We start from the raw sequence: 16,151 nt of genomic DNA, 5'->3' as shown, positions 1-16,151 counted from the left end.
TATTATTTGTTGTTTATTCCGTATCCGAAGAGTGCAAAGTCCCCGAGACAGGGATCTTCAGGAAAAATTTGTTTCATAAAGTCGGTTATTTCCATAGCTGTTTTGATGTCTGGTGTCGATCTTTTGGTTATACCGCATTTTTTTGCGATTTGATGTACGTGTGTGTCGAGAGGAATTATCAGTTCTGATGGAGAAAAACTTTCCCAGATTCCGAAATCTACGGTTTTATCTTGTCGGATCATCCAGCGCAAAAACATGCAAATTCGTTTGCAAGCCGAGTTCCCTTCCGGTTTCGGAATTCCGTTTATATCGATAAAAAGATTTTGTATTCGTTGAACAAGAGTATGCCCGGAAGCCGATTTTAATGCAGATTCTAATGAGCCGAATTTTTGGTAACAATAATGCATTCGTTCGCAAATTTCATACAGATCGTGATATTTAAAAAAGCGATAGAAACTATTATAGTTGTCTTGATAGCCGGAATATTTATTATTCAGAATAAAGTGTAGAGGCGAACCATCAAACATACGATCTAATTCTTCAGCCTTAGTAATGATACATTTTCGATTACCGTAAGAGATCCATGCTGTAAGAAAAGCACTTATCTCTATATCTTTTGTATCAGAGTATCTGTGTGGAAATTGTATCGGATCGGAATATATGAATTTATCCCGATTATATTCGGTTGCCCACTCTTTTAGTTGTTGTATGTTTTTGGAGTTCATAGATTTTATATATTTATGCATTCAGGCTTTATGTTTAATAAATAGCCCGATAATCCAGAACAGATTACCGGGCAAATGATATATCAAAGTATTTTTTATTGATCGCTGCTTTTTTCGAGTGTGACGATTGTTTTTCCTTGAGAATCACAAAGGCCTGCATATTTTTTACCATTCTTATCCGGTAATAATTTGAATGATTTTACATTTTCTAAAGCTTTTAGGAGTGTAGGTTCTGTATTTCCCGGGCATGCCATACGAGTAGTTGCAATCTGTCCTAAAGAGATAAAATATTCATTAGCATTATCTGTCGTTATCTGTCCGTTCATACGATTACAACCTGCATTTCCTGTGATTTTCCGATCTTTTGTGTTGAAAGTAATAAAAGGTTTCTGGTCATCGGTAAGAGGCTTTTCGTTTATTAAAGTAACATTCCATGTCCCTTCAAGCTCAGAAAATGGTTGTCTTTTCAAAGATATCAATTCTTTATTATTGGCATTGTACAATTTGAGGTATTTATCAGACTCTATTTTAAAAGATGCCGTATTATTAAGGGCTTCCATAATTTGACGTTCCGGATTCTCTCCCATACAGGCTCTCATTGTACTGATTACTTTATCTAAGCGGAAAGAACCGTCATCGCCGACTATTAATTCTCCGTTGATAATATTACATCCGTTATTTCCGTGCATTCTTTTTTCTTTGAGATCGAATGCAAGAAATGCCGGTTCTTCACTGACGATTTTTTTCCCATCAACGGAAATGATGTTCCAATTCCCCGATAGCAACTCGGTAGAAGTTGTATAAGATTGTGTCGATTTGCTTTCTTTTTTTGAACTACATGAGATTGTTCCGCAGAGGGCGACAGTAGTTGCTACGTACATCCATTTTTTCATTTTTCGTTAAGTTTTATATTGTTGAAACCATAAGAGTGTATAAAGTTATTTGTATCAGTATATCAGGGCTTGTTTAAAATTTTCGATAAAAAATTATTATCCGGACTTTTATCAAATAATTTAGATGACAGGCTCTAATATCAAACAATCTATTGCCTACAAAAGTACATAAATCTTTTAAAACTTTCTTATAGATGATTTCAAATATGTATGGAGAATGAATCTGCATCTTGTAATACAGGAAATTTTTGTCTGAATGTTGTAAGTTTCTCTGCCGATAAGGTTGTCGTGATGCATGTTTCTTTTCCTTCTGGTGTCGATTGAATAATTTCGCCTTTCGGATCTATAACGGCCGAGTGTCCGGGATAATATCTTCCTGAAGGGTCATATCCTATGCGATTTACGCCGCAAATATATGCTTGGTTTTCTATTGCTCGGGCTCGTAACAGTATATCCCATACCGAGATACGAGGTTGTGGCCAGCATGCCGATACAATCAATAGATCATAGCGAGTATTATTATTGCGCAACCATATCGGGAAACGTAAATCGTAACATATCGATAAACAAATATTCCAATCTTGATAAGAAATGATGGTTTGTTGCTGTCCTGCGGAAAAACTCTGATTTTCCTTTCCCATGCGGAACAGATGTCTTTTATCGTAAAATGAAATTTCGTTATCGGGTTTTATAAAAAATCCTCGGTTATAGAATTTGCCATTTCGACTGCAAATAAAACTTCCGGTAAGGGCGAGTTCGTAGATTTCGGCATAATATTTTAATCTGGAGATTGTTTCTCCATTTTCAGGTTCGGCAAGGTTTGGGCTATCCATTGAGAATCCGGTAGTAAACATTTCCGGGAAAACGACAAGATCAGTTGTCCCTTTTAGCTTTTGGAGTGTTATTTGTTGTTTGTTTAGGTTTGCTTCTTTATTTTCCCAGATAATATCTGTTTGTATTGATGTTATGCGAAGATCATTCATACATATTGGAATTTAGGGAACATGTTTAAATGTTATTTCGGACTAAAAGTAATTTTGAGAGAACTTGAACGATTTTAGAGCCTGTCTGGATTTTACTCGGGTTAGTTTTGAGAGTTTTTTTCGAGGATGTTTTTCTGATTTTATGAGGAGAATAGCCGGTTATCTGGCAAATGCAAACGGGTCCTGAGAAAAAGTTGTAAAAAGACTTTTTATTCTATTGCAAACAGATCGGGATATTTGGCGTGGTAATTTTTATAAAACTGTTTAATCTCGATCAGATCTTTTTCAAAGTCTCCGGTAGGGATGAATGTTTTTTTCAGCCCGATAGATTTTTCTTTATAATCGATGTATGCCAGTACGATAGGTACATTTGCCTTCAGAGCGATAAAATAAAATCCTTTTTTCCAATCCGGATTTCTTTTTCTTGTTGCCTCTGGGGTAATGGCGATGTTGAAATGTTCGTGTTTGTTGAATTCGTCGACGATCTGATCGATCAGGTCAGAATGTTTACTCCGATCTACGGGAATGCCCCCCATAGACCGGAGTATAATATTCAAAGGGAAAAAGAACCAGTCTTTTTTTATTAAAAATCCTGCATGTCTTCCGATCGAAAGATATGCCAGTTTCCCGAGAAAAAAATCGGTATTGCTGGTATGCGGAGCTACGCAAATTACACATTTAGGATAATCGGGAACTGAAACTTCTACTTTCCAACCCAATAGGTGTAAAATGAAACGGTATACCCTTTTTCTCATCTTTCTTATTTGCTCAGTTCACTTAAATCTTTTAATATTTCACCGATTTTATTGTCGAAAGACTGTATCAGACTCTTGTAATATTTTTTTACCAATTTAGGGTTTTCTTTACCATCGGGAGTATTTGCACGACGCAAAAAATCGTCTTGGCAGTCGATAATTTTTGATAGTAATTCGTCTATTTTTTGAGGATCGCTATTCTTTATATATAGTTTGTTGAACAGACATTCTGCAATGAGTTCATTCGAGATGAAATTGATCTCTTTTTTTAGTTCTCTTTTATTTGCCATAACTTTTTATTTTAGCGGTTATACCGACAAATATAACTATTTTTTATAAGGTCGCATAAAAAAGAACGCATTTTTCTCTTTGTGTAGATGTTTGGTCACGAATATATATTGTACATTAAATTTAAAAATGTTTTTATTCTAAAAAAGAGAGACTTGTTTTCGTTAGAAGAGATATTTATTGTACATTTGCACTTTATTTTTACACATTAAAAACGTGTTGAATATTGATTAATATGGAAAAGAACCCCCTAAACCTGGACTATCTTTTTGAAGTGAGTTGGGAAGTTTGTAATTTGGTGGGTGGTATTTATACAGTGCTTTCTACTAAAGCTAAAACTTTGCAACAAATAAATAAGGATAGAAACGTGTTTATTGGTCCCGATTTGTGGAAAGAAAAAGAATCACCTTATTTTATTGAAATTCCGTCTCTTTTCAAGGACTGGAAAAAGATAGCTGCAGAAGAAGGATTGCAAGTCAGAACCGGACGTTGGGATATTCCGGGAAAGCCGATTGTTATTCTTGTCGATTACAATAATATGTATCCTTGCCGTAATGAACTGTTTACCGATATGTGGAATTGGTTCGGAGTAGATTCGTTACCGGCTTATGGCGATTATGATGAGTCGTGTATTTTTGCGTATGCTTCGGCACTCGTGATAGAGAGCTTCTATAAATATATACGAGGAGAAAACTTAAAGGTAATAGCCCATTTTGATGAATGGACTACAGGTATGGGATTATTATATATCAAGCATAAATTACCTACTGTTGCTACTGTATTTACGACTCATGCGACTTCAATAGGGCGCTCTATTGCCGGGAATAATAAGCCTCTTTATGATTATTTGCCGGGATATAATGGCGATCAGATGGCAAGAGAGTTGAATATGGTATCGAAGCATTCGTTAGAAAAACATGCGGCGCATCAGGCTCATTGTTTTACGACGGTGAGTGATATAACAGCGAGAGAATGTGCTCAGTTGCTCGAACGTTATCCGAATATCGTAACGCCTAACGGATTTGAAGAAAACTTTGTCCCCAAAGGAGCTTTATATAAGGAGAAACGAACTATTGCCCGTGAACGCTTGTTGAAACTTGCAGGCTCTTTGATTGGATATGAACCGGATGCGAATGCATTTTTGATAGCCACTTCGGGACGTTATGAGTACAAAAATAAGGGTATCGATCTTTTTATAGAAGCGGTACGGCGGCTGAAAGAAACCTATACGGGAGAAAAGGAAATAATCGCTTTCGTGATGGTTCCGGCATGGTCAGGAAATGCGCGAGAAGATTTGTTTTTGCGGATGAATGCAGTCGAAAATTTTAAAACGGCATTGCCCGATCCTTTTATAACACATGCACTTTATAATTATAACGAAGACCGTGTTATGTCGCAAATTCATAATGGAGGATTTTCGAATAGGCCGGAAGATAAAGTCAAGATCATTTTTATTCCATCATATTTAAGAGGCGATGACGGTATATTGAATCTTTCGTATTACGATGTGCTGATCGGTCTGGATGCAACGGCATTTCCTTCATATTATGAACCGTGGGGATATACCCCGTTGGAGAGCATCGCTTTCGGTGTTCCTACCGTTACGACCGATTTGTCGGGATTTGGACTTTGGAGCTGCCCTTCGGGAGCTTGTACTGTGAATGAAAAGGGTGTTGCCGTATTGCATCGTACAGATTCTAATTATGATGAAGTGGCGAATCAGTTAGTGGAGACAATAAGAGATTTGTCTGGTAAAACTGAGGCGGAAATCGGAAATGTGCGTAAGCTTGCAATGAAAACATCGAAGCAAGCATTGTGGAAACATTTTATTTCATATTATGAACAAGCCTATGATTGGGCTTTGAAAAGTGTAAATAAAACTGACAATTAGAACATTATAATAAAGATGATGTTTTAATTAGGCAGAGGTAGATAAAAATATAAGACTATTAACTAACAACCAAGTTATATGAAAGTACAAGTAAGTAATACAAACGCACCATGTTGGCGTGACATTACGGTAAAATCAAGAGTTCCTGCACAATTGAATATTTTGCAGGAGATGGCTCGTAACATTAGTTGGGTGTGGCATAGTGAAGCGATCGAAATGTTCCGGTCTATCGATCCGGTATTATGGAAATCGACGAACGGGAATCCGGTATTGATGCTCCAGCAGATCAATTATGAACGCTTGGAAGAAATCGCCTCAGATAAGGCGATAATGCGTCGTATTAATGACTTATACGATGAATTCAGAAAATATATGGATGTAGAAAAGAGAACTGATATTCCATCCGTGGCTTATTTCAGTATGGAATATGGTTTGGCTAACATCCTGAAGATATATTCGGGAGGATTAGGTATCCTTGCCGGAGATTATTTAAAAGAAGCCAGTGATTGTAACGTCGATATGGTCGCAGTGGGCTTTTTATACCGGTATGGATATTTTACCCAGACACTTTCTATGGATGGACAGCAGTTGGCAAATTATGAACCTCAAAATTTCAATCAGCTTCCGGTAGAGCAGGTTACTGACGAAAACGGGCATCCGATAATTTTGGAAGTGCCTTATCCGGGACGTATAATTTACGCCAATATCTGGAAAGTAAGTGTCGGCCGAGTTCCCTTGTATCTTATGGATACCGATCTTGATTCGAATAGTGAGTTTGACAGGCCTATTACATATCAGTTGTACGGAGGAGATTGGGAACACCGTATGAAACAGGAATACATGCTTGGAATAGGGGGTATTCTTATGTTGAAACGTTTGGGTATTAAGAAGGATATTTATCATTGTAATGAAGGACATGCTGCGCTTATCAATGTACAGAGATTGGTAGAGTATGTTCAAAATGAAAAACTTGCATTTGAAGAGGCTCTTGAAGTGGTTCGCGCTTCTTCACTTTATACCGTACATACGCCTGTTCCGGCTGGACATGACAGCTTCGATGAAGGATTATTCGGAAAATATATGGGAGAATTTCCTGCAAAATTGGGAATTTCATGGCAAGACTTGATGGATTTAGGAAGAGAAAATCCCGGGACGAACGAAAAATTCTCGATGAGTGTATTCGCATGTAATACTTGTCAGGAAGTAAATGGTGTGAGTTGGTTACACGGAAAAGTTTCCCAGCACATGTTCCAGCCTATTTGGAAAGGATATGCGGCCGAAGAACTTCATGTGGGGTATGTGACTAATGGCGTGCATTTTCCTACTTGGGCAGCTACCGAATGGAAAGAGTTCTATGTCGAGAAATTTGGACAAGATTTTCTTACACATCAAGGAGACCGTAAGATGTGGGAAAAAATATACGATGTACCCGATGAGGAGATCTGGAAGCTCCGTCAGACGATGAAAAATAAATTGGTGAATTTTGTAAAAGATGATTTTCGTGAAAATTGGCTGAAAAATCAGGGAGATCCGTCTCGTATTGTTTCTGTCCTTGAGCGTATTGATCCGAATGCTCTCCTTATCGGATTTGCTCGTCGTTTTGCAACTTACAAACGTGCGCACTTACTTTTCACCGATCTTGAAAGATTATCTAAAATCGTGAACAATCCTCAATATCCGGTACAATTCCTTTTCTCAGGAAAAGCGCATCCTGCGGATGGTGCTGGACAAGATCTTATAAAACGAATTGTCGAAATTTCACGTCGTCCTGAATTTTTAGGAAAGATTATTTTCTTGGAAAATTATGATATGAAAGTTGCCAAACGCCTGATATCTGGTGTAGATATTTGGCTGAATACTCCGACACGTCCATTAGAGGCATCTGGAACATCTGGAGAAAAAGCCGAAATGAACGGAGTTCTCAATTTCTCTGTACTTGACGGTTGGTGGTATGAAGGTTATAAAGAAGGTGCAGGCTGGGCATTAACGGATAAACGGACATTCCAGGATCAAGGTCATCAAGATCAATTGGATGCTGCAACGATTTATTCTATGCTTGAAAACCAAATCGTTCCTCTTTATTTTGCTAAAAATAGCAAGGGATATTCTCCTGAATGGATTCAGTATATTAAGAATTCCATTGCGCAGATTGCCCCTGAGTTTACGATGAACCGTATGCTTCGGGATTATATAGATCGTTTTTATAGCAAGGAAGCTAAACGTTCTAAGCTTTTAGTTGCAGACAATTATAAAAAAGCGAAAGAAATAGCCGCTTGGAAACAAGAAGTCGTGGCTAAATGGGATTCGATCGAAATCAAGTCGGTCAACTTGCCCGAAGCGATACTTTACAGTCCGCATGTAGGAGAAGAATATCCCATCGAGGTGGCTATTGATCCTAAAGGACTCGGAAACTGTATTGGAGTTGAGTTGGTTGTTACTCCTGTTGAAGACGGTCAGATGAAACCTTATCAGGTATATGAACTTAATGTAATAAAAACGACTTCGGATTCTACGGTTTTCCACATCGATTACCAGTTACGGGCAGCGGGAACATATAAATATTCATTCCGCATGTATCCTAAAAATCCGGATCTTCCTCATCGTCAAGATTTTGCTTACGTGCGTTGGTTCTGATCGTAATAAATGTTATCATAGAAAATCCGGAATGATCGAGATTCCGGATTTTTTTGTTTTTGAATGTTTAAGGAATTGGGCATGTAAAGATTTATTTTAAGAATTTGTATCTTTGTTCATAAAGACTCGATATCGATGAAATTTCAAGATTTACAACAATTAAATGCGCATTATGCTGATGAACTGAAAAAAGTTGCGTCAGAAGTAATAGACTCCGGTTGGTATCTGCAAGGGAAAAGAGTAGCTGCATTCGAGAATCGGTTGAGTGATTATTTGGGATGTCGCTATACGGTATCCGTAGGCAATGGCCTGGATGCGTTAAGGTTGATATTTAAGGCTTATCTCGAGATTGGGACGATGCGACCGGGAGATGAAATTATCGTGCCGGCTAATACGTTTATTGCTACGGTATTGGCAATAACCGATAATCAGTTGAAACCGGTGTTTGTAGATCCGGATATACAGACTTTTAATCTCGATATGGAAAAAGTCGAAATGAATATAACCGAACGTACCCGAGCGATTGTTGTCGTACATCTCTATGGCCGATGTTGCTGGAATGAGAAGTTAAAACAGTTAGCGAAAAAATATAACTTGAGAATTATAGAAGATAATGCTCAGGCGATAGGGGCGGTCAGTCGGGTAGAAGGATTTAACGGGACATATAAAACAGGAACATTGGGAGATGCTGCGGGGATCAGTTTTTATCCTGCAAAGAATTTAGGGGCGTTGGGAGATGCCGGAGCTGTGACGACGAATGATCCGAAATTGGCCAAGGTGATCCGTGCATTGGCAAATTATGGTTCTGCTGAAAAATATATAAGTGTTTATCACGGGCTGAATAGCCGTATGGATGAGCTTCAGGCTGCATTTTTGTCAGTGAAGTTAAAATATCTTGATGAGGAAAATCGAGCTCGCCGCCAGATTGCTCTTTGGTATGATACTTATTTAAATCATCCGGACATTATAAAACCTTGTGTGGAGTGCTCGGAGGATCATGTATGGCATCAATATGTGATCCGGACAACACGACGGGAAGAACTTCGATCTTATCTTGAAAGGCAAGGTATTCCGACAGTGATTCATTATCCTGTCCCTCCTCATAAACAGGTCTGTTATCATCAATATAAAGATTTAGACCTTCCTGTTTCTGTATTGCTTGGCCGTGAAGTTTTAAGTCTTCCTATTTCTCCGGTAATTACGGAGTCCGATGTTATTGAAATATCTTCATGTATAGCGAGATTTTAGAATCGGTACAGATTTTACACAGGTTAGATTTTAGAGTTTCTTTCGATGATGTTTTTCAGTCACGGAATATCATGATATGAGGTTTTGCTTACGGCTTTGATTCGGGTCTGTTATATTATTTTAAGTCACGATCCGAGTCGAAAGATTTCGTTTATTTCGATAGGAGAAGATACTGGACGTTCACTTTCCCAGCATATTTCCGGAATATTATATAATAAACATCGATTTTCTATATTTGACATGTCGTTTTTATATACAGGATTTTCTAAAACAGCTTGGGATAATTGAATCTTGGGATCTTCCAACTGTTTTTTTAGTGTAGAGACAAACTCTTTTAAACGAATCTGGAATGAGAGAGACACGACGATCAAAATTCCATCGATAAAAATAGTATTTGCCGTTTCATTAAAAAAAGGAACAATTTCGATTATTTCATCTTTTTCATTTAGAAAAAGAATGTGTTTATAATATGTTTGCTCTCTATAACAAATGCAATGTGCAAAAAATCCCCGTTTCATTTTATTCTGTTACAGTAGAATCATTTTCTATTGTTATTTCCGATCGTTTTATTTCTGACTTTTTATAACGGATACGGGTGAGAGAAATACTGTCGGCATAAGTTTTTATCCAATCGGGGCGTGACGGGACAACGATGTTTCCGTATATTTTGTTGATGGCAGACGAATCGGACTCGACACGGAATGTTGCCCATCCGTTATTACGGATATCGGAACTGATGAAACGTATCGAGTCGTTTTTATGCTTCACTGCTAATGTTACACGAGGATATTGTTCGTTCCTTCTGGGCAACATATTGAATTTCAGTTTTAAAATAAAAATATCTTTTTCTTGGTAATTATCGTCTGCGGGAATATCGAAAGTTAATATACTCCGTCCGATATAAGGTTCAAAGACATAGAACCGTTCTTTCGGCCATATATTAACGGAATCTCCGGGACGGGAGAGAGGTTGGGAATTGTTTTCGGCAATCAAAACTTTTACAGCCTCATCTTCTTCTTTGAGACGAGCTATAACGTTATCGTATATCTTGATGTATTTGGGTAAATGGTGTCCGTACCACATTAAAGAAGAATCGAATAATGCTTTATCTACTCCATGTTTTTTTAATACGGCGTTGCGCACCTCTTCTTTCTGTTCTATTGAACCGTATTTTTGATAGTTTTTTTCGATAATCGCTTCTGATTTATGAATATCGATTAAGAGATCTTCCATTGCTTTAGGCTTGATAATGTGATCGGGAGTTCGGTCACAAGCCGAAAGAAAGCAAAAAATTACACTGCATAAAGCTATATAAAATAACGATCTCATAAAAGATTGTTTAGTAGTTCTTCGACACAGATGCTAAATATTTTCGATAAAAAAGCAGCAATACGATTACTCCTATAGTAATAGCCGAATCGGCTATATTAAAAACCGGTCGGAAAAATTCAAAAGAATCGCCTCCGACAAAAGGAATCCAATCAGGCCAATAAAACCGGAATAGAGGGAAATAGAGCATATCTACGACTTTTCCATGAAATAATGACTGATAACCGCCGCCTTCGGGGAATAAAGTTGCGACGAATGGAGGGGTAGGGTTGTCGAATATAATACCATAAAAAACGCTGTCTATTATATTGCCGAATGCACCGGCAAGGATGAGAGCAATGCAAACGACATATCCTTTTTTGAAAGGACGATGTACTATTTTGTACAAATAGTAACCGATAAAAATGACAGCTGCAATACGAAACAGGCTGAGAAACAATTTACTGATGATTTCTATACCGAAAGCCATTCCATTGTTTTCGATAAATAAAATGTAGAACCATTTTGTGATTTCGATATCTTCTCCCAGATACATGTGAGTTTTGACCCATATTTTAGTAAACTGGTCGATAAATAATACTAAAAATATTACCAGTATAGCTATTTTCCCGTTTGTCAGTTTCATCCTCTTTTAGACTGTGTTTGATGTTATTTCTCCATATTACGGATGTCCGATAAAGACAATTCGACGCCTGTCCCGTATGCTTTTGCATATACGTCAAGTGTCGAATTGTTGTTTGTATCTCAGATTCAAAATGACCCGATTTTATTTCTGGTCTTTTTTGGCATTGATACTGAGTGTAGCGTGAGGGACAGCCCGTAATCTTTCTTTGGGAATCAATTCCCCGGTTTCCCGGCAAATCCCGTATGTCTTATTTTCGATTCTTACCATGGCAGCTTGCAGATGTTGTATAAACTTCATCTGTCGTTGAGCTAACTGGCCGGCTTCTTCTTTCGATAATGTCGTAGCTCCCTCTTCCAATACTTTGAATGTAGGAGATGTATCGGTTGTGTCATTACCGTCAGCATTCATTACCGCCGACTTCAGCAGATCATAATCCCGGTAAGCCTTGTCGAGCTTTTCTTGTATGATCGCGCGGAATTCTTCTAATTCTGCATCTGAATATCGTGTTTTTGTACTCATAGGTTTACGGTTTTTAAGTGAATAACCTTTTTTCTTATTTACTACATAACATAGTAAATGTTATATAGTTTGCAATATGATGCGAAAATAAGGAAATTACCCCAATATACAAAATTACTGGGGTAATAATACCGAATTTATGCTTTTGTTACAGATACTTGTAATTTGAATGAATCGAAATCCAAATCTGTATAATTTTCATCGGATATGGCATTTACTATTTCTATCGAGTCTGCAAGCACTTGTTTTGCTATGTAATCTTTATATTTGTTTATTGCAGAATCTGTTTCGGAATGACTGGTCAATCTTACAGTTATTTTATCTGTAATGTCAAAGCCGTTTGCTTTTCTGATGTTCTGTATTCGGTTAACCAATTCTCGGGCTATTCCTTCAAGACGAAGTTCTTCTGTAACTGTAATATCGAGAGCTACGGTCAACCTTCCTTCGTTGGCAACTAACCATCCGGGAATATCTTCAGAAATAATTTCCACATCATTCAATTCTATCGTAGCTTGCTGAGACTCGATATCGAACGTAAATTCTCCTTCGGTTTCGAAACGAGCTATTTCTTCTTGTTCCATTGATGCGATAGCTGCGGCTAATTGCTTCATGATTTTTCCATAGCGAGGTCCGAGCTTTTTAAAATCGGGTTTGATCCGTTTTATAAGTATTCCGGCCGTATTATCTACGAAATTCAGCTCTTTTACATTTACTTCATTTAATATCAAATCTTTAACCGATTCGATCTCCTCTTTTTGTTTTTCGTCTAAAACGGGCAACATTAATGCCGTTAGAGGTTGACGTACTTTGATATTTACTTTTCTTCGCAATGCAAGTACCATAGAAGTAATATCCTGAGCTATTTGCATACGTTCTTCTAAGGTCTTGTCGATATATTCCGGATGTAAAGTCGGGAAATCGCATAGATGTACCGATTTGTCAGAGCGTCCGGTTGCGGATGTCAGATCTCTGAACAACCGGTCTGCAAAGAACGGTGCTATGGGAGCCATGAGTGCGGCGACAGTTTCCAAACATGTGTATAGAGTCTGATAAGCAGACAGTTTATCTGTATCCATCGTTCCTCCCCAGAACCGTTTCCGGTTAAGACGCACATACCAGTTGCTTAGATTATCATTAACGAAGTCGGAAATGGCACGTCCTGCACGGGTCGGTTCGAAATTATTGTAATGTTCATCGACCTCTTTTATGAGAGTATTCAACAAAGAAATAATCCAGCGGTCTATTTCAGGACGTTCTGTTACGGGAATTTCCGGTTCGGAGAATGTAAATCCGTCCACATTTGCATATAAAGCAAAAAATGAATAGGTATTGTAGAGTGTCCCGAAAAATTTTCGGCGAACTTCTTCTATACCGTCTATATCGAATTTTAAATTATCCCATGGCGATGAGTTGGTGATCATATACCAACGCAATGGGTCTGAACCGTATTTCTCGATCGTAGAGAACGGATCGACGGCATTGCCTAACCGTTTGGACATTTTATTCCCGTTTTTGTCAAGCACAAGTCCGTTTGAGATCACAGCTTTATAAGCAACGCTGCCGAAAACCATTGTGGCAATGGCATGGAGGGTAAAAAACCATCCGCGTGTCTGATCTACTCCTTCGGCAATGAAGTCTGCCGGGTACACTTCGTGACTGTCGAGCAGCTCTTTGTTTTCAAATGGGTAATGTATTTGAGCATAAGGCATTGCACCCGAGTCGAACCACACATCGATTAAGTCGCTTTCTCGTTTCATCGGTTTCCCGTTTTCCGATACTAACACGATATCATCGACGTATGGCCTGTGTAAATCGATTTTGTCGTAGTTTTCTTTTTTATATTCGCCCGGTACAAATCCCTTTTCTTTGTACGGATTCGATTTCATGAATCCTGCAGCGATGGATTTTTCTATTTCGTTATATAATTCTTCTACCGATCCGATACATTTTTCTTCTCCCTCTTCCGAACGCCAAATAGGGAGAGGTGTACCCCAGTAGCGGGAACGACTCAAGTTCCAGTCATTCAAGTTTTCCAGCCATTTTCCGAAACGTCCTGTTCCGGTAGATTCCGGTTTCCAGTTGATGGTCTTGTTCAGTTCTATCATCTGATCTTTACAAGCCGTTGATTTGATAAACCAACTGTCCAACGGATAGTATAATACCGGTTTGTCGGTACGCCAGCAGTGCGGATAATTATGTACATGTTTTTCTATCTTGAATGCCTGATTATTGATTTTCATCATCATACAGATAGAAATGTCGAGAGTTTCGTCTTTATCGGTGAGGTTCGGGTCATACGCATTTTTTACGAAACGTCCGGCGTATTCTTTGTATAAATCGACGTTTACACATTCTTTTACAAATGTGTCGTCCAACTCATCGAGTGAATAGAACTTTCCGGTAAGATCTACCATCGGACGCAGTTCACCCTTTTTATTGACCATTTGTAACGGAGGTATTCCTGCAGCTTTGGCAACTTGAGCGTCGTCAGCACCGAAGGTCGGAGCAATATGCACGATACCTGTACCGTCTTCGGTTGTTACATAATCTCCCGAAATTACGCGGAATGCTCCTTTTCCCGGATTGACCCATGGGATCAGTTGCTCATATTCCATTCCTACCAAGTCCGGACCTTTATATTCGGCGATCACTTTATAGGGAATCAGTTTGTCTCCGGGTTTGTAATCTTCTAAAGCTAAGTCTGCCGCTTTCGGATTGAAATGAGTATTCAATAAAGCCTTTGCTAAAACTACTGTGATGGGTTTTCCGCTATAAGGGTTATAAGATTGTACGGCAACATACTCTATTTTTGGACCTACGCATAACGCAGTATTTGACGGTAGTGTCCAAGGTGTCGTCGTCCATGCAAGAAAATAAGGAGTTCCCCATTCTGCCATTTCCGGTTTCGGGTTCTTCATTTTAAACTGGGCGACTACAGTCGTGTCTTTTACATCTCTGTAACATCCCGGTTGATTTAGTTCATGTGAACTTAATCCAGTTCCTGCGGCCGGAGAATAAGGTTGAATTGTATATCCTTTGTAGAGGAGTCCTTTATTATAAAGTTGTTTCAATAACCACCACAGAGTTTCGATATAACGGTTATCGTACGTGATATAAGGGTCGTTCATATCTACCCAATATCCCATTTTATGAGTAAGGTCTTCCCATTCACGGGTATATTTCATCACGTCTTTACGGCATGCAGCATTATAATCAGCTACGGAAATCGTCTTCCCTATATCTTCCTTAGTGATTCCGAGTGCTTTTTCTACACCTAATTCTACAGGTAATCCGTGAGTATCCCAGCCGGCTTTGCGTTTTACATGAAACCCTTTCATTGTTTTGTAACGGCAAAAGATATCTTTAATCGATCGAGCCATTACATGATGAATACCCGGCATTCCGTTTGCAGAAGGTGGTCCTTCATAAAATACGAAAGACGGGCAACCTTCACGGACTTCCAGACTTTTGTGGAATACATTTTCTTCATCCCATTTTTTCAGTACCTCTTTGTTTATCTCGGATAAATCGAAGTGAGAATATTCGGTAAACTTTTTACTCATATCTGATAAAATATTACTGCTTTCAAAAATCGCCCCGAAGGTACGAAAAATCAATGAAAAACAGCTTTATTGTAATGATAAAATGTATGCAGATATTATTTTATTATTGTTTTATCGGTTTTTCTGTCAAAAGCGGGATATTTCGCTATATTTGTATATTTATGTATAATTAACGACAGAGAAATGTGCAATTGGGTAAATAAGTCGGGTATTGTTACGATTGTTCTGTTTATTTTCTGTGCAGGATTTTTTTCGTGTGAAGAAATCAGTTTCGGAAAAGATCAGGATACTGCTGAGATGTTATGTAATAGGGTCTGGGTGGATTTTTATGATGAAAACGATTATACTGAATGTCGTAGAGAGCTGTCTTTTTATTTGGACGGAGGAGGAATAATACGATACGATTATTATAATATATATACAGGAGATCTTTTAGATACGTTTTCTGAATATTTTTATTGGGACTGGAGTATTTACGGACATTCTATTGATATGGAATTTTCCGATGGTTACAGTTATTTCGATGATATTATAGTTAGCGGAAATTATCTTTCCGGCATTTTGGATGGTTATAAGGTAACGTTTACCGATGGCTATTTGCTTGATTAAATAAGGTACAACATTGGAGAAGTATTTACATAAAAATCGAACGGCCTTTTCGGTTTTTTGAAAATACTTTTGTTTATATTTTGATTGTT

General features: G+C 38.1%; 14 protein-coding genes. 4 read left to right on the top strand and 10 right to left on the bottom strand.

What is annotated here, in order from left to right:
• Window positions 1-2: 2 nt before the first annotated feature.
• From Q0093_RS02610 to Q0093_RS02590, 5 genes are all read right to left on the bottom strand, one after another.
• On the bottom strand, window positions 3-725 hold the full coding sequence (locus Q0093_RS02610) for a TIGR02757 family protein (RefSeq protein ID WP_297928338.1): 723 nt from the start codon (window positions 723-725) through the stop codon (window positions 3-5).
• A gap of 95 nt (window positions 726-820) precedes the next feature.
• On the bottom strand, window positions 821-1,618 hold the full coding sequence (locus Q0093_RS02605) for an META domain-containing protein (RefSeq protein ID WP_294176195.1): 798 nt from the start codon (window positions 1,616-1,618) through the stop codon (window positions 821-823).
• Window positions 1,619-1,818: 200 nt separating this feature from the next.
• Complete coding sequence (locus Q0093_RS02600) at window positions 1,819-2,601, bottom strand: nitrilase family protein (RefSeq protein WP_297928337.1); 783 nt, start codon at window positions 2,599-2,601, stop codon at window positions 1,819-1,821.
• A 209-nt stretch (window positions 2,602-2,810) separates the two neighbouring features.
• Entirely contained in the window at window positions 2,811-3,356 is a 546-nt protein-coding gene (locus tag Q0093_RS02595) for a lysophospholipid acyltransferase family protein (RefSeq protein ID WP_297928336.1), read from the bottom strand.
• Window positions 3,357-3,361: 5 nt separating this feature from the next.
• Window positions 3,362-3,646, bottom strand: a complete 285-nt coding sequence (locus Q0093_RS02590) for a hypothetical protein (protein WP_294176191.1) — start codon at window positions 3,644-3,646, stop codon at window positions 3,362-3,364.
• A gap of 233 nt (window positions 3,647-3,879) precedes the next feature.
• Between Q0093_RS02590 and Q0093_RS02585 the strand changes: the two genes are divergently transcribed.
• The 3 genes from Q0093_RS02585 to Q0093_RS02575 all read left to right on the top strand — a co-directional run bounded on the left by Q0093_RS02585 (window position 3,880) and on the right by Q0093_RS02575 (window position 9,417).
• Complete coding sequence (locus Q0093_RS02585) at window positions 3,880-5,535, top strand: glycosyltransferase (RefSeq protein ID WP_297928335.1); 1,656 nt, start codon at window positions 3,880-3,882, stop codon at window positions 5,533-5,535.
• 78 nt (window positions 5,536-5,613) lie between these two features.
• Window positions 5,614-8,169 (top strand): alpha-glucan family phosphorylase, encoded by a 2,556-nt coding sequence (glgP, locus tag Q0093_RS02580; RefSeq protein ID WP_297928334.1) that lies wholly within the window; start codon window positions 5,614-5,616, stop codon window positions 8,167-8,169.
• Between the two features lie 135 nt (window positions 8,170-8,304).
• A complete protein-coding gene (locus Q0093_RS02575; protein ID WP_297928333.1) occupies window positions 8,305-9,417 on the top strand; it encodes a DegT/DnrJ/EryC1/StrS aminotransferase family protein in 1,113 nt (370 codons plus the stop codon).
• 125 nt (window positions 9,418-9,542) lie between these two features.
• Here Q0093_RS02575 and Q0093_RS02570 read toward each other — a convergent pair whose 3' ends face one another.
• The 5 genes from Q0093_RS02570 to ileS form a co-directional block, all read right to left on the bottom strand.
• Window positions 9,543-9,935 (bottom strand): hypothetical protein, encoded by a 393-nt coding sequence (locus tag Q0093_RS02570; RefSeq protein ID WP_294176185.1) that lies wholly within the window; start codon window positions 9,933-9,935, stop codon window positions 9,543-9,545.
• 1 nt (window position 9,936) lies between these two features.
• The gene (locus tag Q0093_RS02565) at window positions 9,937-10,746 is read right to left on the bottom strand and encodes a DUF4296 domain-containing protein (RefSeq protein ID WP_294176183.1); all 810 of its coding nucleotides are present in this window, start codon (window positions 10,744-10,746) and stop codon (window positions 9,937-9,939) included.
• Window positions 10,747-10,756: 10 nt separating this feature from the next.
• Window positions 10,757-11,371, bottom strand: coding sequence for a lipoprotein signal peptidase (locus Q0093_RS02560; RefSeq protein ID WP_294176181.1), 615 nt, complete (start codon window positions 11,369-11,371; stop codon window positions 10,757-10,759).
• Between the two features lie 141 nt (window positions 11,372-11,512).
• On the bottom strand, window positions 11,513-11,890 hold the full coding sequence (locus tag Q0093_RS02555) for a TraR/DksA C4-type zinc finger protein (protein ID WP_294176176.1): 378 nt from the start codon (window positions 11,888-11,890) through the stop codon (window positions 11,513-11,515).
• Window positions 11,891-12,027: 137 nt separating this feature from the next.
• The gene (gene ileS, locus Q0093_RS02550) at window positions 12,028-15,453 is read right to left on the bottom strand and encodes an isoleucine--tRNA ligase (protein ID WP_297928332.1); all 3,426 of its coding nucleotides are present in this window, start codon (window positions 15,451-15,453) and stop codon (window positions 12,028-12,030) included.
• Window positions 15,454-15,636: 183 nt separating this feature from the next.
• Here ileS and Q0093_RS02545 point away from each other — a divergent pair, with 183 nt between their 5' ends.
• Complete coding sequence (locus Q0093_RS02545; protein WP_297928331.1) at window positions 15,637-16,062, top strand: hypothetical protein; 426 nt, start codon at window positions 15,637-15,639, stop codon at window positions 16,060-16,062.
• The last annotated feature ends 89 nt before the right edge of the window (window positions 16,063-16,151 follow it).

It is taken from the genome of uncultured Coprobacter sp., assembly GCF_947855755.1.
Taxonomy (GTDB): domain Bacteria; phylum Bacteroidota; class Bacteroidia; order Bacteroidales; family Coprobacteraceae; genus Coprobacter.
This window is presented reverse-complemented; position numbering and strand designations above follow the sequence as displayed.